22 protein-coding genes are annotated in these 23,304 nt (G+C 60.2%); 7 read left to right on the forward strand and 15 right to left on the reverse strand.

Annotated elements, in window-relative coordinates; translation table 11 throughout:
* Window positions 1-18: 18 nt before the first annotated feature.
* The gene (locus tag ACY4LX_RS01490; protein WP_149659282.1) at window positions 19-735 is read left to right on the forward strand and encodes a PA5502 family lipoprotein; all 717 of its coding nucleotides are present in this window, start codon (window positions 19-21) and stop codon (window positions 733-735) included.
* Between the two features lie 114 nt (window positions 736-849).
* Here the strand turns inward: ACY4LX_RS01490 and katE are convergent, their stop codons facing one another.
* Window positions 850-2,988 carry a catalase HPII gene (gene katE / locus ACY4LX_RS01495; protein WP_463258985.1) on the reverse strand — a complete coding sequence of 713 codons (2,139 nt, stop codon included), beginning with the start codon at window positions 2,986-2,988 and terminating at the stop codon, window positions 850-852.
* 264 nt (window positions 2,989-3,252) lie between these two features.
* Here katE and ACY4LX_RS01500 point away from each other — a divergent pair, with 264 nt between their 5' ends.
* The 3 genes from ACY4LX_RS01500 (at window position 3,253) to ACY4LX_RS01510 (ending at window position 5,782) form a co-directional block, all read left to right on the forward strand.
* The gene (locus ACY4LX_RS01500; RefSeq protein WP_133835171.1) at window positions 3,253-4,260 is read left to right on the forward strand and encodes a methionine ABC transporter ATP-binding protein; all 1,008 of its coding nucleotides are present in this window, start codon (window positions 3,253-3,255) and stop codon (window positions 4,258-4,260) included.
* The gene (locus ACY4LX_RS01505) at window positions 4,260-4,934 is read left to right on the forward strand and encodes a methionine ABC transporter permease (RefSeq protein WP_149659280.1); all 675 of its coding nucleotides are present in this window, start codon (window positions 4,260-4,262) and stop codon (window positions 4,932-4,934) included. Before ACY4LX_RS01500 ends, ACY4LX_RS01505 begins: the two co-directional genes overlap by 1 nt.
* Before the next feature lie 77 nt (window positions 4,935-5,011).
* On the forward strand, window positions 5,012-5,782 hold the full coding sequence (locus tag ACY4LX_RS01510) for a MetQ/NlpA family ABC transporter substrate-binding protein (protein ID WP_463258986.1): 771 nt from the start codon (window positions 5,012-5,014) through the stop codon (window positions 5,780-5,782).
* Window positions 5,783-6,074: 292 nt separating this feature from the next.
* On the opposite strand, the gene ACY4LX_RS01515 is transcribed toward ACY4LX_RS01510, so the two are convergent.
* From ACY4LX_RS01515 to ACY4LX_RS01535, 5 genes are read right to left on the reverse strand one after another with little or no spacing between them, the layout of a single operon-like run.
* On the reverse strand, window positions 6,075-6,710 hold the full coding sequence (locus ACY4LX_RS01515) for an SCO family protein (RefSeq protein WP_463258987.1): 636 nt from the start codon (window positions 6,708-6,710) through the stop codon (window positions 6,075-6,077).
* A complete protein-coding gene (cyoE, locus tag ACY4LX_RS01520) occupies window positions 6,707-7,606 on the reverse strand; it encodes a heme o synthase (RefSeq protein ID WP_149661913.1) in 900 nt (299 codons plus the stop codon). The genes ACY4LX_RS01515 and cyoE overlap by 4 nt, the downstream gene beginning before the upstream one ends.
* The gene (locus ACY4LX_RS01525; protein ID WP_123408482.1) at window positions 7,594-8,673 is read right to left on the reverse strand and encodes a COX15/CtaA family protein; all 1,080 of its coding nucleotides are present in this window, start codon (window positions 8,671-8,673) and stop codon (window positions 7,594-7,596) included. Before ACY4LX_RS01525 ends, cyoE begins: the two co-directional genes overlap by 13 nt.
* Window positions 8,674-8,683: 10 nt before the next feature.
* On the reverse strand, window positions 8,684-9,277 hold the full coding sequence (locus ACY4LX_RS01530) for a hypothetical protein (RefSeq protein ID WP_149661912.1): 594 nt from the start codon (window positions 9,275-9,277) through the stop codon (window positions 8,684-8,686).
* Complete coding sequence (locus ACY4LX_RS01535; RefSeq protein WP_463258988.1) at window positions 9,243-9,983, reverse strand: SURF1 family protein; 741 nt, start codon at window positions 9,981-9,983, stop codon at window positions 9,243-9,245. The genes ACY4LX_RS01530 and ACY4LX_RS01535 overlap by 35 nt, the downstream gene beginning before the upstream one ends.
* A gap of 71 nt (window positions 9,984-10,054) precedes the next feature.
* Between ACY4LX_RS01535 and ACY4LX_RS01540 the strand changes: the two genes are divergently transcribed.
* The gene (locus tag ACY4LX_RS01540; protein WP_054047979.1) at window positions 10,055-10,258 is read left to right on the forward strand and encodes a twin transmembrane helix small protein; all 204 of its coding nucleotides are present in this window, start codon (window positions 10,055-10,057) and stop codon (window positions 10,256-10,258) included.
* Between the two features lie 65 nt (window positions 10,259-10,323).
* On the opposite strand, the gene ACY4LX_RS01545 is transcribed toward ACY4LX_RS01540, so the two are convergent.
* The 4 genes from ACY4LX_RS01545 to coxB form a co-directional block, all read right to left on the reverse strand.
* A complete protein-coding gene (locus ACY4LX_RS01545) occupies window positions 10,324-11,211 on the reverse strand; it encodes a cytochrome c oxidase subunit 3 (RefSeq protein WP_149661910.1) in 888 nt (295 codons plus the stop codon).
* 25 nt (window positions 11,212-11,236) lie between these two features.
* Window positions 11,237-11,788: a cytochrome c oxidase assembly protein gene (locus ACY4LX_RS01550; protein WP_149661909.1), complete on the reverse strand. Its 552-nt coding sequence runs from the start codon at window positions 11,786-11,788 to the stop codon at window positions 11,237-11,239.
* A gap of 79 nt (window positions 11,789-11,867) precedes the next feature.
* The gene (gene ctaD, locus ACY4LX_RS01555; RefSeq protein WP_123408478.1) at window positions 11,868-13,457 is read right to left on the reverse strand and encodes a cytochrome c oxidase subunit I; all 1,590 of its coding nucleotides are present in this window, start codon (window positions 13,455-13,457) and stop codon (window positions 11,868-11,870) included.
* Between the two features lie 82 nt (window positions 13,458-13,539).
* On the reverse strand, window positions 13,540-14,667 hold the full coding sequence (gene coxB / locus ACY4LX_RS01560) for a cytochrome c oxidase subunit II (RefSeq protein WP_123408477.1): 1,128 nt from the start codon (window positions 14,665-14,667) through the stop codon (window positions 13,540-13,542).
* A 372-nt stretch (window positions 14,668-15,039) separates the two neighbouring features.
* Between coxB and ACY4LX_RS01565 the strand changes: the two genes are divergently transcribed.
* Window positions 15,040-15,690: a hypothetical protein gene (locus tag ACY4LX_RS01565; protein ID WP_149661908.1), complete on the forward strand. Its 651-nt coding sequence runs from the start codon at window positions 15,040-15,042 to the stop codon at window positions 15,688-15,690.
* 97 nt (window positions 15,691-15,787) lie between these two features.
* On the opposite strand, the gene ACY4LX_RS01570 is transcribed toward ACY4LX_RS01565, so the two are convergent.
* The 3 genes from ACY4LX_RS01570 to ACY4LX_RS01580 form a co-directional block, all read right to left on the reverse strand.
* Complete coding sequence (locus ACY4LX_RS01570; RefSeq protein WP_149661907.1) at window positions 15,788-17,314, reverse strand: SulP family inorganic anion transporter; 1,527 nt, start codon at window positions 17,312-17,314, stop codon at window positions 15,788-15,790.
* Window positions 17,315-17,405: 91 nt separating this feature from the next.
* On the reverse strand, window positions 17,406-18,137 hold the full coding sequence (locus tag ACY4LX_RS01575; RefSeq protein WP_149661906.1) for a carbonic anhydrase: 732 nt from the start codon (window positions 18,135-18,137) through the stop codon (window positions 17,406-17,408).
* 244 nt (window positions 18,138-18,381) lie between these two features.
* A complete protein-coding gene (locus tag ACY4LX_RS01580) occupies window positions 18,382-19,440 on the reverse strand; it encodes a PA0069 family radical SAM protein (protein ID WP_149661905.1) in 1,059 nt (352 codons plus the stop codon).
* A 393-nt stretch (window positions 19,441-19,833) separates the two neighbouring features.
* Here ACY4LX_RS01580 and ACY4LX_RS01585 point away from each other — a divergent pair, with 393 nt between their 5' ends.
* Entirely contained in the window at window positions 19,834-20,139 is a 306-nt protein-coding gene (locus ACY4LX_RS01585) for a hypothetical protein (protein WP_149661904.1), read from the forward strand.
* Between the two features lie 60 nt (window positions 20,140-20,199).
* On the opposite strand, the gene ACY4LX_RS01590 is transcribed toward ACY4LX_RS01585, so the two are convergent.
* Together ACY4LX_RS01590 and ACY4LX_RS01595 are read right to left on the reverse strand one after the other, a co-directional pair.
* Window positions 20,200-21,504, reverse strand: coding sequence for a c-type cytochrome (locus ACY4LX_RS01590; protein WP_463258989.1), 1,305 nt, complete (start codon window positions 21,502-21,504; stop codon window positions 20,200-20,202).
* Window positions 21,505-21,516: 12 nt separating this feature from the next.
* Window positions 21,517-23,301 (reverse strand): GMC family oxidoreductase, encoded by a 1,785-nt coding sequence (locus tag ACY4LX_RS01595; RefSeq protein WP_149661902.1) that lies wholly within the window; start codon window positions 23,299-23,301, stop codon window positions 21,517-21,519.
* Window positions 23,302-23,304: the final 3 nt, after the last annotated feature.

Raw genomic sequence — 23,304 nt, forward strand, 5'->3', positions numbered from 1 at the left:
AAATAGAGAGTCGCAGGAATGAAGCCGTTCGCCTCCCGTTATCTGCTCCTTGTCGCATTTTCTCTGCTGCTGGGCGCTTGCCAAAGCACGCCACCGGCGGCCACCGAGGCCCCCGATGCGCGGGCTACGGCCATCGCACAGCTGGAACAAAACCTGGCCAGCAGCGAATTGGCCACCGCCGAAGATCAATTGGCAACCTTGCAGGCCCAGTCGCCCGACGACCCAAGCCTCGTGCAATATCAACGGCAGCTGGCCGAAGCCTATCTGCGCCGCAGCCAGATCGTGCTGCAAAAAGGTGACGTTAACGCGGCCGCTACCGCCCTGAGTCGTGCCCGGGCGTTGATGCCCAAGGCCCCGGCGCTGACTGGCGGGGTGAACAACGCCATCGTCAATGCACGCAAGGCAGAGCTGGACCGGGCCGAAGCGGCGCTGATGGCGGCCGAGGCCAAGCCGAAAGCGAAAGTGATCGATCCAACGGCTGAAAGCACCACGGTGGCGCTGAACCTCACCGATATGAGCAAACTGCGTCGCCAACTGGACGCTATCGCCGCCGATGTGGTGAATTATGAATGTGCCGTGAGCATTCAGGCGCCGCGTACCCAGGATTACCCTTGGTTAGCCACGTTGCTGACCAAGCGGGTGAAGAAGCTGGATTCTGGGTTCGACCTGAAGCTGGAGAAGCAGATCTTGCGCAACATTCCGGCGCAGATGGTGTTGAGTCCGCGTAAGCCCTGAAAAGCTTCGCGGGCAAGCCTCGCTCCTACAGGGTTCGTGTGGTGTTCTGAATGACACGAGACCTGTAGGAGCGAGGCTTGCCCGCGAAGGCATCCTCACTCGCAATGCATCTCTTTAGGCCGGAATCGCCTTGGCCTTAGGCTCCCGATCCCAAACCCGATGCTGTCCGATCGCCGCAAAAAACGGCTTGATCAACTTCGCATCCGCGCCAACCACCAGCCCCGCGTCCACCTCCAGCTTCAACACATCCAGCAACTGCTTGGCCTCGCCATGCAGCGCAATCGCCTTCAAGTGTTTGTACGCCTCGAGCAGGTAATGCAGCGCCACGCCATCGGTGCTCAACGCCTTGATCGACGCCGCGCCACCCGGCACGAACACCGCATCGAAGGCCACGGACGGCAGGCCTTCCATCGATGCATCCACCGGCAATGATTTGCCATCGGCGGTCGTCACCGGCGCGGACGTCGGGCCGAGCAGTTTGGCGTGGGCTCCCTCTGCCGCCAATGCCTTCTTCATTGCATCAATTGCGGCACCATCGACGCCGTTGGCCGCAAGAATCGCCACTTTCCGCGTTTTGATGTTCTCTGGCAGCAAGTTGGCCTGGCTCAGGGCCGGCGAGCGATCCAGCGAGATTTTCGGCACGTCCACGGTCCCCGCCTTCGGCGCCGGCAGACCCAGGTTCTGCGCCACGCGCTTGGCCAGTTCCAGATCAATATTGGCCAGGATCTCATTGACCTGACGTTCACGAATCCACAACCGATCCACCTTGCCCAGCTCAAAGCTGTAAGCCGAGATGATGTGTTCCTGCTCATGCTTGCTCATGCTGTGGAAAAACAGCCGGGCTTGGGAGAAGTGATCGCCGAACGACTCGCTACGCTGACGGATCTTGTTGGCGTCAATACGCTCCGGATACGTCTCGAACCCGCCATCCTGCGCGGCCGGTGGGGTTTCCTTCGGCCAGCCGCCATCAATCGAGTTCGGCTCGTAGGAAGCACGGCCCTTGTCGATGGTCATGCGGTGCAGACCGTCACGCTGGCCGTTATGGAACGGCGCTACCGGACGGTTGATCGGGATCTCGTGAAAATTCGGCCCGCCGAGTCGGCTGATTTGCGTATCGGTGTAGGAAAACAACCGACCTTGCAGCAGCGGATCGTTGGAAAAATCGATCCCCGGCACGATATGCCCCGGGCAGAACGCGACCTGTTCGGTTTCGGCGAAGAAATTGTCCGGGTTGCGGTTGAGGGTCATTTTGCCCAGCGGCGTGATCGGCACGATTTCTTCGGGAATGATTTTGGTCGGATCCAGCAGGTCGAAATCGAAGTCGTGTTCGTTTTCTTCCTCGACGATCTGTACACCCAGTTCCCATTCCGGGTAGTCCCCGATCTCGATGGACTCCCAGAGATCGCGACGGTGGTAGTCAGTATCTTTACCGGCGAGCTTCTGCGCCTCATCCCACACCAGCGAACAGGTGCCGGCGGTAGGGCGCCAGTGGAATTTGACGAAGCGCGATTTGCCCTCGGCGTTCACCAGGCGGAAGGTGTGCACGCCAAAGCCCTGCATGCTGCGCAGGCTTTTCGGGATCGCCCGGTCGGACATGGCCCAAATCACCATGTGCGCCGATTCGGGTTGCAGCGACACGAAGTCCCAGAACGTATCGTGCGCCGAGCCGCCGGTAGGCATCTCGTTGTGTGGCTCAGGTTTTACCGCGTGCACGAAGTCGGGAAACTTGATCGCGTCCTGGATGAAGAACACCGGCATGTTATTGCCCACCAGGTCGAAGTTGCCTTCGTCGGTGAAGAACTTCACGGCGAAACCTCGTACGTCCCGCACGGTATCGCCTGACCCCCGTGGGCCCTGCACCGTGGAAAAGCGCACGAACACCGGAGTTTTCTGGCTCGGGTCTTGTAGGAATCCAGCCTTGGTCAGTACCGAATGGTTCTCGTACGTCTGGAAGAAACCATGGGCGCCGGTGCCACGGGCGTGGACGATGCGCTCCGGGATACGCTCATGGTCAAAGTGCGTGATTTTTTCACGCATGATGAAGTCTTCCAGCAGCGACGGCCCGCGCGCGCCGACCTTCAAGGTGTTCTGGTTATCCGAGACTTTCACGCCCTGGTTGGTGCGCAGGGCTTGCTCGGTGGCGTCAGAGCGAAACTTTTCCAGGCTGTCGAGCTTGGCGTTGGTGTTGCCGCGGTCCAGGGTATCGGTCCCGGCCAGTGCGCTTTTGGGGGCGGCAGGCTTTTTAGTACTCATCAGTCGTAAACTCCTCGTGGCGATTCCTGCCTTAGCCAGGACGCTTATTCATTCCCCTGGCACGGCACCGGGGGTGTTTTCGAGTTGCCTTATTAGTGACTGATGGGATTTTTTGCCGTTCCTTTTTTATGACCTTTGATCGCGTTATTGCCAAATGAAAGGTTGAATGCCGAATAAATGCTAATAACCTCTATACGGACAGGCTAAAATGCGCGCCCGGCTAACCGCTGATCCCATTCCAACGCGCCCCACAAGGTTCGCTACGTGATCGAGTTTCAAAACGTCCATAAGACTTACCGCGTCGCCGGTAAGGATATTCCCGCCCTGCATCCGACCAGTCTGACGATTGAGAATGGTCAGGTCTTTGGTCTGATCGGTCATTCCGGTGCGGGAAAAAGTACCCTGCTGCGTCTGATCAATCGCCTGGAAGAGTCCAGTGGCGGCAAGATCTTCGTCGATGGCGAAGAAGTCACCGCGCTCGACGCCAACAGCCTGCGGCGCTTCCGTCAGCAGGTCGGGATGATTTTCCAGCACTTCAACTTGCTGGCCTCCAAGACCGTGGCCGACAACGTCGCGTTGCCGCTGACCCTGGCCGGCGAACTGTCCCGCAGCGATATCGACCGGCGTGTGGCCGAGTTGCTCAAGCGTGTCGGCCTGTCCGATCACGCCAAGAAGTACCCGGCGCAGTTGTCCGGTGGCCAGAAGCAGCGCGTCGGCATCGCCCGCGCCTTGGCGACCAAGCCGAAAATCCTGCTGTGCGACGAAGCCACCAGCGCCCTGGACCCACAGACCACCGCGTCGGTCCTGCAATTGCTGGCCGAAATCAACCGCGAACTGAAACTGACCATCGTTCTGATCACCCACGAGATGGACGTGATCCGTCGGGTCTGCGACCAGGTGGCGGTGATGGATGCCGGCGTGATCGTCGAGCAAGGTTCGGTTGCCGATGTATTCCTGCATCCCAAGCACCCGACTACCAAACGCTTCGTGCAGGAAAGCGAGCAGATTGACGAAAGCGAACAGCGCGATGACTTCGCTCACGTGCCGGGTCGTATCGTGCGTCTGACCTTCCAGGGCGAAGCGACCTACGCGCCGTTGCTGGGTACCGTCGCTCGGGAAACCGGTGTGGACTACAGCATCCTGGCCGGTCGTATCGACCGCATCAAAGACGTCCCTTACGGGCAACTGACCCTGGCCGTCACCGGCGGTGACATGGAGGCGGCGTTCGCCCTCTTCACCGCGGCTGACGTCCACATGGAGGTCCTGCGCTGATGGAAGCCTTGATGAGTTTCTTCGCCAATATCGACTGGTTCGAAATCTGGCTGGCCACGGGCGACACGCTGTTGATGCTCGGCGGTTCGCTGTTGTTCACCATTTTGCTGGGCCTGCCGCTGGGCGTGTTGTTGTTCCTGTGCAGCCCGCGTCAGTTGCTCGAATCCCGGGGCGTCTACGCCGTGCTGTCGCTGGTGGTGAACATCCTGCGTTCGCTGCCGTTCATCATTCTGCTGATCGTGATGATCCCGTTCACGGTGCTGATCACCGGCACGTCGCTCGGCGTCGCGGGTGCGATTCCACCGCTGGTCGTGGGCGCTACGCCGTTCTTCGGCCGTCTGGTGGAAACCGCCCTGCGTGAAGTCGATCGCGGCATCATCGAAGCGACCCAGGCCATGGGCGCGACCACCCGGCAGATCATCACCAACGCCTTGCTACCGGAAGCCCGCCCGGGCATCTACGCGGCGATTACGGTGACGGCGATTACACTGGTGTCCTACACGGCCATGGCCGGTGTGGTCGGCGCCGGTGGTTTGGGCGACCTGGCGATCCGTTTCGGCTACCAGCGTTTCCAGACCGACGTGATGATCGTCACCGTGGTGCTGTTGCTGGTGCTGGTGCAGGTCCTGCAGATGGTTGGCGACAAGCTGGTCGTACACTTTTCCAGAAAATAAATGGTTCGCGTAACCAAGACATGAGCCGGCCATTCGCTGGCAGGCGCCACACGGGCGCCTCACAAGGAGTTAGCTGAATGAAAAAACTACTCGTCGCATTGGCCGCTGTAGCGGCGTTTTCCGCCCAGGCCGACGAACTGACCGTTGCCGCCACCCCAGTCCCGCATGCGGAGATTCTGGAGTTCGTGAAACCGGCCCTGGCCAAAGAAGGCGTGGACCTGAAGATCAAGGTCTTCACCGACTACATCCAGCCGAACGTGCAGGTCGCCGAGAAGCGCCTGGACGCCAACTTCTTCCAGCACCAGCCGTACCTGGATGAGTTCAACAAGGCCAAGGGCACCAACCTGGTGGCCGTTGCCGGTGTGCACCTGGAACCCCTGGGCGCTTACTCCAGCAAGTACAAGGCGCTGACCGAACTGCCTGGCGGCGCCAACGTGGTGATCCCGAACGACGCCACCAACGGCGGCCGTGCGCTGTTGCTGCTGCAGAAGGCCGGCCTGATCAAGTTGAAGGAGCCGAACAACATCCTGTCGACCGTCAAGGACATCACCGAAAACTCGAAGGACCTGAAATTCCGCGAACTGGAAGCCGCGACGATCCCGCGTGTGCTGACCCAGGTCGACCTGGCGCTGATCAACACCAACTACGCGCTGGAAGCCAAGCTGGATCCGTCCAAGGATGCGCTGGTGATCGAAGGCAACGACTCGCCTTACGTGAACATCCTCGTGGCCCGTCCGGACGACAAGGACAGCGAGGCGATGAAGAAACTGGTTGCTGCGCTGCAAAGCCCGGAAGTGAAAGCGTTCATTCTCGAGAAGTACAAAGGCGCGGTATTGCCGGCGTTCTGATCTGAACCGTTACACGATCACACCGCTCACACCACTCACACCGATCGTTCCCACGCTCCGCGTGGGAATGCCTCAACGGACGCTCCGCGTTCGGCTCTTGAAGGGACGCGGAGCGTCCCGGGCTGCATGCCCACGCAGAGCGTGGGAACGATCAAACGAAAAAGGGGACGCCATGAGCGTCCCCTTTTTTGTGCCTGAAACACCGGTCCCTGTAGGAGCCAGGCTTGCCGGCGAAGGCGATTTCACGGACGCCTTCGCCGGCAAGCCTGGCTCCTACAGGACCGTGAAAGGCTCAGTTACGCTTGAGCATCACCGGCAATTGCGCCACCAGCTTCACATTATTCAACGGCGCACGAATAAACCCGCGTTGCGTGCCATCGGGCCCGATCACCGCGAGGTTGCCGCTGTGGTCGACCGTGTAGTTAGGCTTGCTGGTGTCCGCCGGAATAAACGGAATGCTCACCGCGTTGGCCAGCTTCTGGATGTCATCCACGCTCGATGCGGTCAAACCCTGAAATTGCGGATCGAAGTAGCCCAGGTATTGCTTGAGCTGCTGGGGCGTGTCGCGGTTCGGGTCGACGCTGACCAGGATGATCTGCAACTTGGCCGCCGCTTCGGGCGGCAGTTCGCTCTTGATCTGGCGCAGTTGGGCGAGGGTGGTCGGGCAGATGTCCGGGCAGAAGGTGTAGCCGAAGAACAGCAGGCTCCACTTGTCTTTCAGCGCGTTGACCGCTACCGGTTTGCCGTCCTGGTCGGTCATGGTCACGTCTGGCAGGTTACGGCTTTGCGGCAGCAGGATGATCCCGGCGTCGATCAGTGCCGTCGGGTCGCCCTGGCCTTTGCCGGACAGCACCTTATTGACGGTCAGGCCCAGAACCAGCGCGATCAGGGCGACGAGGATGAAGACGGTTTTCTGAGTTCGAGTCATAGGTTCAACAGTAAGTAGTGGTCTACGAGCAGGGCGATAAACAGCAGGAACAAGTACCAGATAGAGTACTTGAACGTGTTGATCGCCGCGTGCGGCCGAGTGCCACGGTACAGCACCACGGCCCATTGCAGAAACCGCGCGCCCAGTCCCAACGCACAAACCAGATAGAGCACGCCGCTCATGTGGATCACATACGGCATCAGGCTGACCGCCAGCAGCGCGAAGGTGTAAAGCAGGATGTGGATTTTGGTGTAGTGCTCGCCATGGGTCACCGGCAGCATCGGGATATCGGCCTTGGCGTATTCCTCTTTGCGGTGAATGGCCAGGGCCCAGAAGTGTGGCGGGGTCCAAGCGAAGATGATCAGCACCAGCAGCAACGGTTCGGCGCTGACATGGCCGGTGGCCGCGACCCAGCCGAGCAGCGGCGGGGCAGCACCGGCCAGTCCGCCGATGACGATGTTCTGTGGCGTCGCCCGTTTGAGGAAACCGGTGTAGACCACGGCGTAACCGAGCAGGGAAGCGAGGGTCAGCCACGCCGTCAGTGGATTGGTGAAGGCCAGCAGCACCGCTTGGCCCAATACGGCGAGCACCAACGCAAACGTCAGCGCCGCGCGAGGCGACACCCGGCCTTCCGCCAGTGGCCGTTTATGCGTGCGGGCCATGACCGCATCGATGCGCCGATCCACCACATGATTGACCGCCGCCGCGCCGCCGGCACACAACGCGATCCCCAGATTGCCGAACACCAGCACCGTCCACGGCACCCCGGCGCGGGTCGCGAGGAACATCCCCACCAAGGAGGTGATGAGCATCAGCACCACCACTTTGGGCTTGGTCAGCTCCAGATAATCGCGCCAGATCGCTTGGTTGTGACGCTCGCCAATCAGAACCGCCATGGCATTTCTCCTTTTATTGTTATGGGCCCGGCTGAATGTTTACGCGGGCTGAACCGCCAGCGCGCGGGTGCTTGTTGCTTGACCCGAACCAGGCTGGTTCGCGCGTGATAATTGACCAGCACCATGGTCAGCAACAGCGCCGCGCCGCCCGCGTTGTGGGCAACGGCGATCGGCAGCGGCAGGTGAAACAGCACGTTGCTGATGCCGAGGGTGATTTGCGCGCCGAGGGCGATCAGCACCAAGCCGGCGAGGCGCGTCATGCCGACCACTTTCAGTTGCCAGGCCAGGCCCAGCAGTACCAGCGTCACCAACAGGGCGCCGATGCGGTGGGTCAGGTGAATCGCCGTGCGCGCATCGCTGTCCAGTTGCCCGCCGAGGTAGTTGGGGCCGATGTGTTGGGTCAGGTGAAAGCCGTTGGCGAAATCCGCCGGGGGCAGCCATTGGCCGTGGCAAGTCGGGAAGTCGATGCACGCCACCGCCGCGTAATTGGAACTGACCCAGCCGCCGAGGGCGATTTGCAGGATCACCAGCAGCAACCCGGCGGTCGCCCAGTACTGCAAGCGCTTGGGCACGGTCAGCGCGGGCAATACGCCGGACAATCGCAACGTCAGCAAAAACAACAGACTCAAAGTCGCAAAGCCGCCGAGCAAATGCCCGGTGACCACCTGCGGCCAGAGCTTTAGCGTCACCGTCCACATGCCGAACGCCGCTTGTGCAAACACCACGGCCAGCAAGAACAGCGGCAACTTCACCGGTTGCCCGGGATGGCGCCGATGCACCCAGGCGCGACCGGCCAGTACCGAGATCAACAGCCCCAGGGTGCCGGCGAAGTAGCGGTGGATCATTTCGTTCCAACCCTTATGCGCCACCACCGGCGTATCGGGGAAATGCAGTTCGGCATGGGCCAGTTGGGCTTCGCTTTTCGGCACGCTGATAAAACCATAACAGCCCGGCCAGTCCGGGCAGCCGAGGCCCGCGTGGGTCAGGCGGGTGTAGGCGCCGAGCAGCACCACAATCAGTGCCAGCAAGGTGGCAAACAGCGCGAGGCGAAATCCAGGTTTGGCCATGACGATGCCCTTATCCGATGTTCGACAGTTTCAACAGGTGACGCAGGTCGTTCAGCAGGTCCTTGCCCTTGACCGTCGGGTCGTAGCGCAGCACCAGATTGCCGTGAGGGTCGATGATCCACAGTTGCGGCGCGGTCTTGTCGCCGGTGGTCTTGCTGAACGTGGTCAGGTCCATGGGGTAGCGTTGCAGTTGCGGATACTCGCGGGTCAGCTTGGCTTCGTAGTCGCTACTCAGCGGTTGCGCGGCGGCCAGGGCGTGGCTGGCCCGGGAGGCATCGCGGCCGAGGCCGATCTGGATCTGTCGCGCCAGGTACACCAACTGCTGGCAATCCACGGCGCAATCCTTGGGCGCGGTCACCAGCATCTGCCAGCGATCTTCCTGGGCCTGCACGCCAAGGTCGGCGCGGGTCTGACCGTTGCCGATCAGTTCACCGTGATAGCTGCGACCGTCCGGCACCCAGAAATTCAATTTGTACATGCCGGTGGCGAGGATCATCGGACCCACCACCCCCAGCACGATCAGCAGCAACTGCAAACGACCCTTGCGCCGACTTGCCGGGGTTTTCGCCTCAGACATGTTGGGTGGATTCATGGCCGCTCCCATGGTGTTTCTCCTTTGCGTTGTGCCAGCCGAGGTAGATAAAAAGGCCGAGCAGGGCGATCGCCATGGCGAACCACTGCACGGCATAAGCGATGTGTTTCTCCGGCCCCATGGCCACCACCGGCCAATCGGCCTGGTAGGACGCCGGGCCGGTTTCTTCACGTAATTCGTAGGCAAAGCCTTCGCGGTTCAGCGTCGTCCAGAGTTTGGCGGGCTCGACGGCGGTGATGACCTGAGGCCAGGTTGTGGTGCTCGGGTCGGCGTGGAGCTGGAAAGTCGCGCCGGGGGACACGTAGACCCAGGCATCAAGGCTCAAGGCCTGAGTGGGCGTTTTGAATTGCGGCGGCGTGCGCCGATCCGGCCATGGCAGCCAGCCGCGATTGACCAGCAACCAGAGGCCGGTGGCCTGATCGTGAAACGGTTGCAGCAGCTCGACGCCGACCTTGCCGTCGCGCTGACGGTTATCCAGCAGCAGGCTGTGCTCGGCATCGAATTCACCGTGCAGACGCACCCGGCGAAAGGCTGGATCTTGCGTGTTCAGCAGCTCGGCACTGGCCATCGGCTCGGCCGCCCGGCGCTCGGCGTAGGTTTGCAGCAGCGCGCTTTTCTCCGCGCCCCGACTCAACTGCCAGAACCCCAGTGACACCAGCAGCGGCAACAGCAGCGCCACGACGAGGGTCGGCACGACGCCCGGCCGAAAGCGCTTCATGACGTCGCCAGAAAGTCGGTGATCGCGATAGCTATACTCAACTGCATCGCCTGTCCCCCCGGAGTCTCACCATGCTCAAAGCAGCCATCGTCCTGATGCTGATTGCCACGGTTGTCAGCCTGTTCAGCGGCCTGTTTTTTCTGGTCAAGGACGACAGCAGCTCGAACCGCCTGGTCATTGCCCTGAGTATTCGTGTAGCCCTGGCCGCTACCACCGTTGGCTTGATCGCCTGGGGCTTTTTCAGCGGCCAATTGGTGTCCCATGTTCCGTGGTAGCTGCAAGTGGCAAGCTGCAAGCTGCAAGTTCAACGCTTGAAGCTTGAAGCTCAAAACTTGCCGCTCTAAAGCACATACACAAAAACAAATAGGCCAATCCAAACCACATCCACGAAGTGCCAGTACCAACTCGCCGCCTCGAAGCCGAACTGGTGCTCGTTATCGAAGTGCCCGCGCATGATCCGCATCAGCATCACGAACAGGATGATGGTGCCGATGGTCACGTGGGCGCCGTGGAACCCGGTGAGCATGAAGAACGTTGCGCCGTAGATGCCCGAACCCAGGGTCAGCCCCAGTTCGTGGTAGGCGTGCATGTACTCTTCGGCCTGCAAGGCGAGGAAGCCGCAACCCAGCAACACGGTGATCGCCAGCCAGATTTTCAGCGCGCCGCGATGGCCCTTTTTCAAGGCATGGTGGGCGATGGTCACGGTGACGCTGGAGCTGACCAGCAAAATCGTGTTGATCAGCGGCAGGCCCCACGGGCTGATGACTTCCTTGGGCGGCGGGAACAGTTTCGGGTCCGGGGTGTGCAGCAGCGGCCAGGTGAACTGGAAGTTCGGCCACAGCATATGGGCGATGCCTTTCGGGCCTTCACCACCGAGCGCCGGGCCGGAGATGTGCCGCACATAGAACAGCGCGCCGAAGAAGGCGATGAAGAACATCACCTCGGAGAAGATGAACCAGCTCATGCCCCAGCGGAACGAGCGATCCATCTGTGCGCTATACAAGCCTTGGCGACCTTCCTTGATCACCGTGCCGAACCAGCCGAACAGCATGTACGCCAGCAGCAGGCCGCCGACGAAGAAGATCAGCGGGCCGTGGGATTCCGGGCGCGCCGCTTTCAGGTCGTTGAACCAGGTCGCCAGGCCGAATACCGTGACCAACATGCCGACCGTGGCGATGATCGGCCATTTGCTCTGGGCCGGTACGAAATAGTGTTCATGAGTTGCCATTTATTGTTCTCCTTATCGGGCACGCTCAACCGCCAGTGTTTACAGCGACCGGTGGATGTCGGGCGGTGATATCGAACAGCGTGTAGGACAGCGTCAGGTGCTTCACATCCTTGGGCATGTCACGGTCAACGATGAAACGTACTGGCATCTCGATTCGCTCACCGGGCTGCAGCACTTGCTGGGTAAAGCAGAAACATTCGGTCTTGTGGAAATACGCCGCCGCTTCACTGGGGGCGATACTCGGCACGGCTTGCGCGCTCATCGGGCGGTCGGTGGGGTTGTAGGCGACGAAAATCATTTCGTTCACCGCCCCCGGGTGCGCCGTCAGCTCGTTGCCCTTGGGATAGAACTCCCAGACCATGTCGGCGTTATTGGTCGACAGAAACTGCACGCGCACCTGGCGCGAGGTGTCGACCGTTTGCTCGCCCTCGTACTGCCCGGCGGTTTTGCCGTTGATGCCGAACGCTTTGCACATCACGTCGTAGATCGGCACCAGGGCAAAGCCGAACACAAACATCGCGACCACCACCATCAGCAGGCGAGTGACCAGCTTCTTCAATGAAATCGAATCAGCCATGATTCCAACCCTCACCGCATAACCCTGTGGCAGCGAACCTTTGTGGCGAGGGAGCTCGCTCTCACAGGAGTCAAGGTGTTCATTTCACTTCCGGCGGCGTAGTGAAGGTGTGATACGGCGCCGGCGACGGCACGCTCCACTCCAGGCCTTCGGCCCCTTCCCACGGTTTGGCCGGTGCTGGCGGGCCACCGCGGATGGTCTTGATCACGATGAACAGGAAGAACAACTGCGTGGTGCCGAACATGAACGCGCCAATCGACGACACCATGTTGAAGTCGGCGAACTGCAGGTTGTAGTCCGGAATCCGCCGCGGCATGCCCGCCAGCCCGACGAAGTGCATCGGGAAGAACGTCAGGTTCATGCCCACGAACGACAGCCAGAAGTGCAGCTTGCCGAGGGTTTCGTCGTACATGTGGCCGGTCCATTTCGGCAGCCAGTAGTACGCCGAGGCGAAGATCCCGAAGATCGCCCCCGGCACCAGCACGTAGTGGAAGTGCGCGACCACGAAGTAGGTGTCCTGGTACTGGAAGTCCGCCGGGGCGATGGCCAGCATCAGCCCGGAGAACCCGCCGATGGAGAACAGGATCACGAACGCCACCGCGAACAACATCGGCGTTTCGAAGGTCAGCGAGCCTTGCCACATGGTGCTCGCCCAGTTGAACACCTTCACGCCCGTGGGCACCGCGATCAGCAGCGTTGCGTACATGAAGAACAGCTCGCCCACCAGCGGAATGCCGACCACGAACATGTGGTGGGCCCAGACGATGAACGACAGGAACGCGATGCTCGCCGTGGCGTAGACCATCGAGGTATAGCCGAACAGCGGCTTGCGCGAGAAGGTCGGGATGATCGAGCTGACGGCACCGAAGGCCGGCAGGATCATGATGTACACCTCGGGATGCCCGAAGAACCAGAACACATGCTGGAACAGCACCGGGTCACCGCCACCGGCGGCACTGAAGAAACTGGTGCCGAAGTGGATGTCCATCAGCATCATCGTCACGCACCCGGCCAGCACCGGCATTACCGCGATCAGCAGGAATGCGGTGATCAGCCAGGTCCAGACGAACAGCGGCATTTTCATCAGCGTCATGCCGGGGGCGCGCAGGTTGAGGATGGTCGCGATCACGTTGATCGCGCCCATGATCGAGCTGATGCCCATCAAGTGGATGGCGAAGATAAAGAAGGTCACGCTTTCCGGCGCGTAGGTCGTGGAGAGCGGGGCGTAGAAGGTCCAGCCGAAGTTCGGCCCGCCACCGGCGGTGAACAGGGTCGACACCAGCAGGATGAACGCCGCCGGCAACAGCCAGAAGCTGAAGTTGTTCATCCGTGGCAGGGCCATGTCCGGCGCGCCGATCATCAACGGGATCATCCAGTTGGCGAGGCCGACAAACGCCGGCATCACCGCACCGAACACCATCACCAGGCCGTGCATGGTGGTCATCTGGTTGAAGAACGCCGGTTCGACGATTTGCAGCCCCGGCTGGAACAGCTCGGCGCGAATCACCATCGCGAACGAGCCACCGAGCAGGAACATGGAAAACGCGAACCACAGGTACAGCGTGCCGATGTCCTTGTGGTTGGTGGTCAGCACCCAACGCATCAGGCCCTTGGCGGGACCGTGGGCGTGGTCGGTGGCATGACCATGATCATCGATGACAGCACTCATGGCCGTTCTCCTGAGAACGAATGGGCTGGGCAGGCCGGGGCGCACTGCCCCGACCGGTTCCTGACGTGCGCGATAGACCGGGTCATTTGCTTTCCGCCTGTTTCAGCTCCAGCACTTCTTTAGGAGTGACCATGTCGCCTTTGTTATTGCCCCAGGCGTTACGTTCGTAGGTCACGACCGCCGCGATATCGACTTCCGAGAGTTGCTTGCCGAACGCCGCCATGGCGGTGCCCGGTTTGCCGAAGTAGACGCGGTGCAGGTGGTCGGCTTTCGGTCCGGTGGCAATCGGCGAACCTTTGAGCGCCGGGAACATCGGCGGCAGGCCCTGGCCTTCGGCCTGGTGACAGGCCACGCACGTGGTGTGGTAGATCTTGTCGCCACGTTCTTTGAGCTCGTCGAGGGTCCATTCCTTGCTGGTCAGCTCTTTGAGCTGCAGGGCTTCAGCCTTGCGCTCGGCCAGCCACTTGTCGTAATCGGCCTTTTCCTTGACCTCGACCACGATTGGCATGAAGCCATGGTCCTTGCCGCACAACTCGGCGCACTGGCCACGGTAGATGCCGGGCTTGTCGATGCGGGTCCAGGCTTCGTTGACGAACCCCGGAATCGCATCGCGCTTGACCGCGAAGGCCGGCACCCACCAGGAGTGGATCACGTCGGCGGAGGTCACCAGGAAGCGCACCTTGGCGCCAATCGGCAGCACCAACGGCTTGTCGACCTCGAGCAAGTAGTGCTCGCCCTTGGCCTCCTTGTTATGGATCTGGTCCTGGGGCGTGGCCAGGTTGCTGAAGAACTCGACGTCCTGGCCCAGGTATTTGTAGTGCCACTTCCACTGATAGCCGGTGATCTGGATATCGATATCCGGCTCACTGGCGTCGTACATCTTGATCAGGGTCGCCGTCGCGGGAACCGCCATGGCCACCAAAATGATGAAGGGCACGATGGTCCAGAGGATTTCGACGGTGGTGCTTTCATGAAATTTGGCGGCCACCTGCCCGGTCGAGCGGCGGTGGACCATCATCGACCAGAACATGGCGCCGAAGACGATGATGCCGATCACTACACAGATCCAGAAGATGGTCATGTGCAGGTCGAATACTGCGTGACTGATTTCAGTCGCTCCCGGCGCCATATTCACAGTCCAGGCCGCTTGTGCCTGGCTGAAAATTGACCACAACAGGAGGCCCATCCAGACGTGTGGATGTCGCATCATTGCGGGTTCCCCTTATCGTTCTTGTTATCCCGCCGGCTTTCACCAACGGCAAGGGAGCGGCTTTTTCAGACTACGAACTTGAATTGCCGAGCCTTGCTGCGTGTGCAGTCGGGCGTCATCAGCTAACTCCATTCCCACCCGAGTATAGACAGCGACCGCTACCTCGCAACGTGAGGGCGTAAATGATCTGAAACAGCTGGGACTTGCGTTCAAGGGCACGAATGGAGAAGGATGCAGACGAGTGGTGGCAAAATAGATATAACTTCGAAGTATCAAGGATGAAATAATTATGACAAATGCGTCTTAGGAAATTTCCTACGCCAGCTAAGTTATGTCTTCCCTATTTCACAGCCTTTGTTTCCTGGAGTTTTCATGAACACCGCCGCATTGCGCGAGCAGATCCAAAAAGCCCAACAACACGAGGCCGAGACCGGCCTGTTAACTCGTCAACTGGAAACCCAACTGCCTCACCTGCACGCTGCCATCCAACTCCCGGATGTCGATGCCAAGGGCGTGATGACCCGTTTTGTGACGGCTTATATAGAACAAGTGCCGGACCTGTTGGACGCAGCCAATGATGTCGCACGGGAAGCGGGCATCGAATCGCAGATCAAACCGGTGCTGAAAATCGCCGAGCAGTTCTTCCTCCAGCCGCCAGCGATCATGACCGGGCATATCGGCCTGGACAGCCTGCTGGACGAAGCCTATCTGGCGCATCGGTTGGTCGAAGAGGTCAATGACCTGTACATCAAGCATTTTGGCCAGCCACTGATCCCCTTGGACATGACTGTCGCCAACCTGATTGCCCACCAACTGATCGGCGAGGAATTTGCCAACCAGCTGGATGAGGCGGTGCATCACGCCGTGGACGAGATGCTTAACGAAGACAGTTTCGCGCTGGAATCGGTGGAGGCCTACCGCGAGAAACTCAACAGCCCGGACACCGGTGCTGCGTGGAAACGCTGGCCGTGCCTGTCGCGCCAGTTGGGCGTGGGCCTGGAGCTGGATCAGCCCGCCGCCTAAACGACACATCCCCCTGTAGGAGCAAGGCTTGCCCGCGATGGCGTACTCAAGTACGCCAAAAGCTTCGCGAGCAAGCTTCGCTCCTACAGGTTACGTATTACCCGGCAGAACCTACGCCGGATGTGGTCCGTAAACGCCCTTCCAACCGACGCTTCAACCCCCGCGCTTCAATCACCAATTTCGAGCCCTTGGCCGCATTTGCCCGGCCCCACTCCTCAAGTAACTCCAGACACGAATGGTCGATGTAGCTCAGGTTATTGAGCGGCACATGCACCGTTGCGCCCGCAGGAATGGTCCCCAGTACCTGAGTCAGCGCCGGCACCTTGAGAAAGGTCGCCGCACCGATCAAACGCAGCTCCATTTCGCCGTCCTTGGGCAGGTCGATCAGGCTGATTTTCAGCCGTGACGCTTTCCAGGCCAGTTTGGCCAGGGTCAGGCCGAAGCCGATCAGCACGCCGGTCAGCAGGTCGGTGAAGATGATCGCCAATGCGGTCGCCGCATAGGTAAACATCGGCATCCGGCCGTAACGGCCCAGGCCGCGAAAGGCCTTGAGGTCCACCAGTTTGAACCCGGTGTAGACCAGCACTCCCGCCAGGCTCGCCACCGGAATGCTTTGCAGCACGCTGGACAGCAACAGCACGAACGCCAGCAACCACAGGCCATGGAAAATGGCCGAGTAGCGGGTTGTTGCACCGGCCTGGACGTTGGCCGAGCTGCGCACGATCACGCCGGTCATCGGCAGTGCGCCGAGCAAACCGCAGAGCATGTTGCCCACGCCTTGTGCCGACAATTCCCGGTCGAAGTCCGAACGCTCGCCGCTGTGCATGCGGTCCACGGCGGCAGCCGAGAGCAGGGTTTCGGCGCTGGCGATAAAGGCCACGGCGAACGCGGCGATCAGGATCGTCGGATCGGCCAGGTTGAGCAGGTCCGCCGGTTTCAGCCAGTCGATGGCTTCCGCCAGATTGGCCGGGACTTCCACGCGTTTGACCTGCAAGGCGAGCATCAGGCTGGCAACCGTCGCCAGACCGACACCCAGCAAGGCACCGGGCACGAACCGCAGGGAATGAGGGCGGAATTTTTCCCACAACCACATCACCGCAATCGTCGACAGCCCGAGCAAACCTGCCTGCCAGCCAAAGGACGGCAAGGCCTGGAGCACCGCCGCCGGAAAAGCCGCCAGGTTATCCAGCCCGGACGGTTTGGGCACGGCATCGAGCATCACATGCACTTGTGACAGCACGATCAACACGCCAATCCCGGCGAGCATGCCGTAGACCACCGCTGGTGCCGTCACCCGAAACCAGCAGCCCAATTTGAAGCGCCCGGCCAGCAGTTGCAGAAAACCCGCCAGTAGCAGGATCGGTCCGAGCATGGCGACACCATGCTGGCGCACCAGCTCGAACACCAACACCGCCAGACCCGCCGCCGGGCCGCTGACTTGCAGCGGTGAGCCGGCAATCCAGCCTACGACCAGGCCACCGATGATCCCGGTAATCAGGCCTTTGGCCGGCGGCAACCCCGAGGCGATGGCGATGCCCATGCACAAGGGCAGGGCCACCAGGAACACAACCACCGAAGCCAACAGCTCCCGTGGCAGAACAGCTTTCAGTTGCGCAGCACGCATAGGGAATCTCCCGAAGTTTTCTTCAGGCATGGCAAAGCCTGGCTGCTCAATCGGCAGCCTCGGCTCAACCACGCTGGGGATTTAGGAGGTTTTAGAAGCGCGCTTTAGGCGTCGCCACCGGAATCGGATGACTGCCATCCAGGGGCAGGAAACAGCCCTGATCGGCGTCATAGGCTTTGATTTCGCTGGTTTCGATGCTGTAGACCCAGCCATGGATAAACAGCTGACCGTTGGCCATGCGCGAGGCCACCGATGGATGGGTGCGCAGATGCTGCAACTGGGCGATCACATTCTCTTCGGTGAGGATGTGCATGCTTTCGCTTTCGTTAGCGCAATTGCAGTTTTCCTGGACCATGGTTTTCGCCACTTCGGCGTGCCGCAGCCAGGCTTTGACGGTGGGCATTTTTTCCAGGCTTTGCGGGTTGAGCACCGCGCGCATGGCGCCGCAATCGGAATGGCCGCAAATGATGATGTGTTGCACGCCCAAGGCCAGCACCGCGTATTCGATGGCCGTGGAAACGCCGCCGTTCATTTGCCCATAAGGTGGCACAACGTTGCCGACGTTACGGGTCACGAACAAATCACCCGGGGAGCTTTGGGTAATCAACTCCGGCACGATGCGCGAATCGGCGCAGGCGATGAACATCGCCCGTGGGCTCTGGGCCGTGGCGAGTTTCTTGAAGAGTTCTTCCTGCTGCGGAAAGACTTCGTGATGAAAATGCAAAAAGCCGTCAACGATATGCTTCAGCGCTGCATCGGCGGATTCCGCCTCGGGAAGCGCTTGCGCCGACGCAGCCAGCGGCTGTTTATCCTTGTCACTCATGATTCATCCTCTTTGACGGAGTTGGGGGAAGTTTCCCGTTTTGTCCGATATGAAGCCAGTGGCTGTTTAAAAAACGTCCAGGTCGAAGATCTCGACCCATCAGTCACTCGATGAACAAGGTAACTGCTGAAACTTAACTCAAACTGAATCAAACGCTCTAGAACGTGTGTTCCAGGTCACAAAAAACGTGACCGGCGTAATGGCGCAGTGCCTTTTACCCTACTCAACCTTAGGCCAATTGTCCTTAAATCAACGACATTTGGCGACCCGGCGGACAGAAGGCATCGCAGTCCAGATTAAACCCTTCGCGCCGATTGAGCCCCAGGCGTTTGATGGACTTGGCGAAGCGTTGGGCCAACAGGTCGGCGAACGGTCCTTCACCGCGCATCCGCGCACCGAAACGGCTGTCGTACAGCTCCCCCCCTCGACTCTGGCGGATCAGGCTCAGCACATGCGCCGCACGCTGCGGGTAGTGGGCGGCCAGCCATTCCTCGAACAGCGGCGCGACCTCCAGCGGCAGGCGCAACATCATATAGGCCGCGCTCTGGGCCCCGGCCGCGTGGGCTTCGGTGAGCAGGCTTTCAAGCTCGCTGTCATTGATCATCGGAATCATCGGTGAGCACAAGACCCCCACCGGAATCCCCGCTTCGCGCATCACCCGAATGGCCCGCAACCGCGCCTTGGGTGCCGCCGCGCGAGGTTCGAGGATGCGCTTGAGTTCATCGTCCAGGGTGGTGAGGCTGATCATCACCGCCACAAGGCGCTGTTCGGCGAGCTCAACCAGCAGATCCAGGTCGCGCAGGATCAGCGAACCCTTGGTAATGATGGTCACCGGATGCCGGTAACGCAGCAGCACTTCCAGGGTTTGCCGGGTGATCTTGTGTTCGCGCTCGATCGGCTGATAAGGATCAGTGTTGGAGCCCAGGTTGATTGGCGCACATTGATAGCCGCGTTTGGACAGTTGCTCCTCCAGCACGTCGGCGGCGTTGGTCTTGGCGATCAGCCTGGTTTCGAAATCCAGCCCCGGCGACATGTCCCAATAGGCATGGCTGGGTCGCGCGTAGCAATAGATGCAGCCATGCTCGCAGCCGCGATAGGGATTGATCGAACGGTCGAAGGGCAGGTCCGGCGAGTTATTGCGGGTGATGATGGTTTTCGCCGTCTCGATACGCACTTCGGTGCCCTGGGTGACCGGCGCTTCCTGATACCAGCCGTCATCCTCGGCCACCGAACGGTTCGGCGCGAAGCGGTTGTGCGGGTTGGTGGCGGTGCCGCGACCGCGAGGGGGCAATGGCGTGTGCATTAGATGATCCTGCGATGCTGTATGCACATACAGTATCGCAGGAGGCAATCGGCGACCAGTGCCGTTCGGCGTCCGGAGCGACGCCGTTTTCAAGTTAACAAGCGTTTCAGAGCTTGAGGTCCCTCATTGATCTGGAGGATTTTGCAATGACCCTGTAGGTCGGTTCATCTTTATGGTTGAACGGTTTTACCTTGAATACTTCGGTAACTTGCTCTTCTTTAAGTGCTGAAGATCTAATGATTAAATCGGTTAGGCTAAAGTTGTACTGGTGGCTATAAGCCCCGATTTGGTGAAATCACGAAACATATAATCAGTTGTCTGCCCGCTGATAGTCTAATTAAAATCCGCAGCACACGGATTCTCGTGTTTAACTTAATTAAATGGAATTAACCCATGTCGTTTTTTAATCAGCGCGGTATCTTTTTGCAGTTAATGGCCCCAAGTATTGTTAGCCCGAACGAGGTACAAGTCTCGATGCAACTTGCCCGCAAAGAAATGGGCTGGGACGCGGTCAATGAAGAACAGACCGAATCTCTGGTGGATTCCATCACTGTTACTGCGGTGTCCGGCGATGCCGGCCAGTCCTTCAGTATCAACACTGTCCCAAGCGATGTAGACGGTGACGGTGATATCGATGGCGCTGACAAGGCAAAGCTGTTGGCTCTGGCCAAGGCATACGCGGCCATCGTCAATCCTTGATACGCGGTTAGTTGATCAACCTGCATGATCACTCATGCAGGTTTTTATGCGCGTGACGATTTAGTTATGTTGCGTAAGTTGGCCAAGGTCATCGCTGGATGTTGTTTTCATATCGTCTTTGCGCAACTCCGCCACCTCGCCGGGTTTAACTATCGACCCTTTATTTCCCCAACTCGTACGGATGAAAGTTACGACTTCCGCCACTTCCTGATCCGACAAGCGCCAGGCAAACCCAGGCATGGTGAAGGTTGACGGTGCTGTATGCGTGGCCGGTAACGTACCGCCCTTGAGTACGATGTGAATCAGCGACGTCGCATCTTCCGACTGCAACACCGGGTTGCCCGCCAGCGCCGGGAACACCCGCGTATAGCCATGGCCGTCCGTCCGGTGACAGGCAGCGCAGTTGTCGATGTACACCGAGGCGCCCGGCTTGCTGTCATCACCCTTCCACAGTGCCTGGGCGACTTGCTTGTCGTACTGGTGCGGCTGGTCGTTAGGGTCGTTGGCTGGCAGGGACTTGAGGTAGCGGGCAATCGCGGTCAGGTCGGCGTCGGTCATGTATTGCATGCTGTGGGTCACCACATCGCTCATGCCGCCGAATACTGCACTGCGGTCGCTGCGCCCGGTCTTGAGGAATTGCACCAGTTGCTCTTCGCTCCAGCTACCGAGGCCGTCCTTGTGGTCGCCCCGCAGACTTTTCGCGATCCAGCCTTCCAGCGGCGCGCTGCCTGACAGAAACGTGCTGCCTTCGCTCGCATTCAGGGATTTTTCCTGCATGGTCAGGGCGCGCGGCGTATGGCAGGCGCCGCAATGTCCCAGGCCTTCCACCAGATACGCCCCACGGCTGACGACCGCATCGGCGCCGGGCGCTGCCTGGTAATCCGCCACGGCCGGGGCGAACAGCCAGCGCCAGCCCATCAGCGGCCAACGCATGCTCAACGGCCAGGGAATGTCGCTGGTCTTGTTCTCCTGGGCCACTGGCGCCACGCCGTGCATGAAGTAGGCATACAAGGCCTGCATGTCGGTTTGGTTGACGCTGGCGTAGGACGGATACGGCATCGCCGGGTACAAGGTGCTGCCGTTTTTGGCCACACCGTGGCGCACCGCTTTGTCGAAGTCTTCGAAGCTGTAGTCCCCGAGGCCGGTTTTGTCCGGGGTGATGTTGGTGGAGTAGATCGTGCCGATCGGTGTTTCCATCGGCAAGCCGCCGGCGAACGGCTTGCCGTCCTTGGCGGTGTGGCAGGCCACGCAGTCGCCGGCCCGGGCCAGGTATTCGCCTTGTTTGATCAGATTTTGATCAACTTCTGCGGCGCAGATCGAGCCACTGCCGAGCAGGGCGAAGGTCGCGATAACGAGTGCTTTCATGGTGATCGCTCCTTAAGCCTGAACCAGCGGGCCGGGGTTTTTCAGGTACTGCTCGCGGATCGCCCGGGCCGACCAGTAGGTCAACGCCGCCACCAGACCTGTAGGGTTGTAGCCCAGGCCTTGTGGGAAAGCGGATGCACCAGGGACGAATACGTTGTGCACGTCCCAGCTCTGCAAGTAGCGGTTCAGCGCACTGGTTTTCGGGTCGGTGCCCATGATCGCGCCACCGTTGAGGTGAGTGGTCTGGTAGGCCGCGGTGTTGAAGTGATCACCGACCTGTTTGCCGATCACCGCGATGGCTTTGGGGCCCATGGCTTCGGCGATCTTGCCCATTTTCTCGACCATGAAGCGGTTCATCTTGATGTCGTTTTCCTGCCAGTCGAAGGTCATCCGCAGCAGCGGCAAGCCGTAGGAATCGCGGTACACCGGGTCGAGATCGAGGTAGTTGCCACGGTAGGACTGATGCGCACCGTGGGCGTCCATCGACACCTGGTGGGTGTAGTAATCGGCGGTGGCGCGTTTCCAGGCACTGCCCCAGGCCGGTGTGCCCGGCGGGTTGGAGGTCCCGGCGATCGGTCGGCTGCCGGCCTGGTTGACCCACATCGGCGAACCACCGACGAAGCCATGAGGGCCGTGATCGAAGTTGTCAGCGTTGAAATCATCGATCGCCACGCCATTGCCGCCGGCTCCGATGAAGTTATTGGTGTGGGTGTCCTTGTCAAAGAACGCCTTGATCGTGGCCATGTTCTGGTAGGCGAAGTTCTTGCCGACCACGCCTTCGCCACTGATCGGGTCGTACGGCTTGCCAATGCCGGACAGCAGCATCAAGCGCACGTTGTGGAACTGGAAGGCGCCGAGGATCACCAGGTCGGCGGGTTGCTCGATCTCCCGGCCCTGGCCATCGATATAGGTCACGCCGGTGGCTTTGCTCTTGGTGCTGTCGAGATTGACCCGCAGCACGTGGGAGTTGGCGCGCAGTTCGAAATTCGGCAGCGGCTTGAGCGCCGGCAGAATGTTCACGTTGGGCGATGCCTTGGAATACATGTAGCAGACGTAACCGCTGCAAAAACCGCAGAAGTTGCACGGGCCCATCTGTGCGCCGTAGGGATTGGTGTACGGGCCGGAGGTGTTGGCCGACGGCAGGTTGTAGGGTTTGTAACCCACGGCTGTGGCGGCTTTCTGAAACAGTTGTGCGGAAACGGTGTTCTTCTGCGATTCCAACGGGAAAGGGTTCGAGCGATCCGGCGCGTAAGGGTTGCCGCCCTTGCCTTCACCGACCAGCTGACCGTTCACCGTCCAGGCCTGGCCCGAGGTGCCGAACACTTTCTCGGCGTAATCGAAAAACGGTTCCAGTTCTTCATAGCTGACGCCGAAGTCCTGGATGGTCATGTCCTTGGGGATGAAGTGTTTGCCGTAGCGTTCTTCGTAATGGCTGCGCATCCGCAGCTCAATCGGATCAACCCGAAAGTGCACGCCGGACCAGTGCAGACCCGCGCCGCCCACGCCATTGCCGGGCAGGAACGCGCCGAGCTGGCGGTTCGGCAAGGCGATGTCATTCACGCTATGGCGAATGGTCACGGTTTCTTTGGAGATGTCCTGGAAGAGTTTTTTCCGCACACTGTAGGTGAGTTCGTCGATCACCTGGGGATAGTTGCCGTCGGGGTAAGTGTCCTGCATCGGCCCGCGCTCCAGCGCCAGCACGTTCAGGCCCGCTTCTGTCAGCTCTTTGGCCATGATCGCGCCCGTCCAGCCAAAACCGACGATCACTGCGTCGACCTTCTTCATTACCGTTGCCATGGC

This window comes from Pseudomonas sp. Emmai (assembly GCF_055179735.1).

Bases quoted from the DNA above. Each gene is read 5' to 3' on its own strand.
- ACY4LX_RS01490 (WP_149659282.1), top strand. From the start codon at position 19: ATGAAGCCGTTCGCCTCCCGTTATCTGCTCCTTGTCGCATTTTCTCTG.
- katE (WP_463258985.1), bottom strand. From the start codon at position 2,988: ATGAGTACTAAAAAGCCTGCCGCCCCCAAAAGCGCACTGGCCGGGACC.
- ACY4LX_RS01505 (WP_149659280.1), top strand. From the start codon at position 4,260: ATGGAAGCCTTGATGAGTTTCTTCGCCAATATCGACTGGTTCGAAATC.
- ACY4LX_RS01510 (WP_463258986.1), top strand. From the start codon at position 5,012: ATGAAAAAACTACTCGTCGCATTGGCCGCTGTAGCGGCGTTTTCCGCC.
- ACY4LX_RS01515 (WP_463258987.1), bottom strand. From the start codon at position 6,710: ATGACTCGAACTCAGAAAACCGTCTTCATCCTCGTCGCCCTGATCGCG.
- cyoE (WP_149661913.1), bottom strand. From the start codon at position 7,606: ATGGCGGTTCTGATTGGCGAGCGTCACAACCAAGCGATCTGGCGCGAT.
- ACY4LX_RS01525 (WP_123408482.1), bottom strand. From the start codon at position 8,673: ATGGCCAAACCTGGATTTCGCCTCGCGCTGTTTGCCACCTTGCTGGCA.
- ACY4LX_RS01530 (WP_149661912.1), bottom strand. From the start codon at position 9,277: ATGGGAGCGGCCATGAATCCACCCAACATGTCTGAGGCGAAAACCCCG.
- ACY4LX_RS01535 (WP_463258988.1), bottom strand. From the start codon at position 9,983: ATGAAGCGCTTTCGGCCGGGCGTCGTGCCGACCCTCGTCGTGGCGCTG.
- ACY4LX_RS01540 (WP_054047979.1), top strand. From the start codon at position 10,055: ATGCTCAAAGCAGCCATCGTCCTGATGCTGATTGCCACGGTTGTCAGC.
- ACY4LX_RS01545 (WP_149661910.1), bottom strand. From the start codon at position 11,211: ATGGCAACTCATGAACACTATTTCGTACCGGCCCAGAGCAAATGGCCG.
- ACY4LX_RS01550 (WP_149661909.1), bottom strand. From the start codon at position 11,788: ATGGCTGATTCGATTTCATTGAAGAAGCTGGTCACTCGCCTGCTGATG.
- ctaD (WP_123408478.1), bottom strand. From the start codon at position 13,457: ATGAGTGCTGTCATCGATGATCATGGTCATGCCACCGACCACGCCCAC.
- coxB (WP_123408477.1), bottom strand. From the start codon at position 14,667: ATGATGCGACATCCACACGTCTGGATGGGCCTCCTGTTGTGGTCAATT.
- ACY4LX_RS01565 (WP_149661908.1), top strand. From the start codon at position 15,040: ATGAACACCGCCGCATTGCGCGAGCAGATCCAAAAAGCCCAACAACAC.
- ACY4LX_RS01570 (WP_149661907.1), bottom strand. From the start codon at position 17,314: ATGCGTGCTGCGCAACTGAAAGCTGTTCTGCCACGGGAGCTGTTGGCT.
- ACY4LX_RS01575 (WP_149661906.1), bottom strand. From the start codon at position 18,137: ATGAGTGACAAGGATAAACAGCCGCTGGCTGCGTCGGCGCAAGCGCTT.
- ACY4LX_RS01580 (WP_149661905.1), bottom strand. From the start codon at position 19,440: ATGCACACGCCATTGCCCCCTCGCGGTCGCGGCACCGCCACCAACCCG.
- ACY4LX_RS01585 (WP_149661904.1), top strand. From the start codon at position 19,834: ATGTCGTTTTTTAATCAGCGCGGTATCTTTTTGCAGTTAATGGCCCCA.
- ACY4LX_RS01590 (WP_463258989.1), bottom strand. From the start codon at position 21,504: ATGAAAGCACTCGTTATCGCGACCTTCGCCCTGCTCGGCAGTGGCTCG.
- ACY4LX_RS01595 (WP_149661902.1), bottom strand. From the start codon at position 23,301: ATGGCAACGGTAATGAAGAAGGTCGACGCAGTGATCGTCGGTTTTGGC.